This is a genomic window from Mycobacterium sp. E2327, from assembly GCF_001672675.1.
Classification (GTDB): Bacteria; Actinomycetota; Actinomycetes; order Mycobacteriales; family Mycobacteriaceae; genus Mycobacterium.
On record NZ_LZKE01000125.1, the window covers coordinates 1 to 1,208 of the forward strand.

Below are 1,208 nucleotides of genomic sequence, written 5' to 3' on the forward strand. Positions count from 1 at the left end.
CGTTGGTCAGCGACCTCAGGTCGGTCCTCGCGCCCGCCTATGTCAGCCGGGCGCGCGACGTCGCCTCGCGGATGACAAAGCCCGCCGAGAGCGTCGCCTGCGCCGCCGATCTGCTGGAAAAAGCCGCCCGACGCGGGGGTTCGGACTGATGCCGGAACGCCCCGCGGGGTTGCGCGGCTCGGGGTACGCTCCCGGTGTGTCCCTACTGATCACGGTGCCGGTCTTCGGCCAGCACGAGTACACACACGCGCTCGTAGCGGATTTGGAGCGCGAGGGCGCCGACTACTTGATCGTCGACAATCGCGGCGACTACCCGAAGATCGGCAACGAACGCGTCGCCACGCCGGGCACGAACCTGGGGTGGGCCGGGGGCAGCGAGCTCGGCTTCCGAACCGCGTTCGCGGAGGGCTACTCCCACGCGATGACGCTCAATAACGACACCCGGCTGTCCCGGGGATTCGTCGCCGCCCTGCTCGACCCGCGCCTGCCCGCGGACGTCGGGATGGTGGGGCCGCTGTTCAACATCGGATTCCCCTACGCGGTGATCGAGGGGATACCGGACGCCGCGAGCTACGTTCCGCGCCCGCAGTATCGGGTGGTGCCCGCCATCGAGGGGACGGCGCTGGCGATGTCCCGGGAATGCTGGGACGCCGTCGGGGGAATGGATCTCGACACCTTCGGCCGCTACGGCTGGGGGCTCGACCTCGACCTCGCGCTGCGGGCGCGAAAAGCCGGATTCGGCGTGTACACAACGGAAATGGCCTACGTCAACCACTTCGGGCGCAGGACCGCCAAGGTTCACTTCGGCGGCCTGAAGTACCACTGGGGCTCCAGCCGGGCGATGATTCTGGGGTTGCGCAAGACGCACGGCTGGTTCGCGGCCATGGGCATCCTGCGCGAGATGGGGGCGGCACACCACCGCAAGTGGTACAAGTCCTACCCGCTCGTCCAGCGCGACGCGGCTGCCAGCCGGCAGCCGTAGCGGCACTGGCCGTTTCAGACGCCGACGCGGACGCTCTGCTCCAGGAGGTCGGCGGCGGTGACCACCCCGACGGCCGGTCTGGACATCTGCGGCGCGATCTGACGGGCCCGGGCCACGTAGTCCGGCGCGAGGATCTTGCGCAGCTGGGAGACCAACGATTTGCGGGTGATGGTCGAAAGCTTTTTGGCGGAGCCGACTTTCAGTCGTTTGACCTGGGTCGCCCAGA

The 1,208-nt window shown here is 68.6% G+C and carries 1 protein-coding gene and 2 pseudogenes; 2 read left to right on the top strand and 1 reads right to left on the bottom strand.

What is annotated here, in order from left to right; all coding sequences use genetic code 11:
• Together A5712_RS31985 and A5712_RS15065 are read left to right on the top strand one after the other, a co-directional pair.
• Window positions 1-149: pseudogene (locus A5712_RS31985) on the top strand (glycosyl transferase); the annotation flags it as partial.
• Window positions 149-982 carry a glycosyltransferase family 2 protein gene (locus tag A5712_RS15065; protein WP_068106548.1) on the top strand — a complete coding sequence of 278 codons (834 nt, stop codon included), beginning with the start codon at window positions 149-151 and terminating at the stop codon, window positions 980-982. The pseudogene A5712_RS31985 and the gene A5712_RS15065, both read left to right, overlap by 1 nt.
• A 14-nt stretch (window positions 983-996) precedes the next feature.
• Here A5712_RS15065 and A5712_RS31365 read toward each other — a convergent pair.
• Window positions 997-1,208, bottom strand: a pseudogene (locus tag A5712_RS31365) (hypothetical protein); the annotation flags it as partial.

Coding starts and splice junctions, on each gene's coding strand:
- A5712_RS15065 (WP_068106548.1), top strand. CDS start 149: ATGCCGGAACGCCCCGCGGGGTTGCGCGGCTCGGGGTACGCTCCCGGT.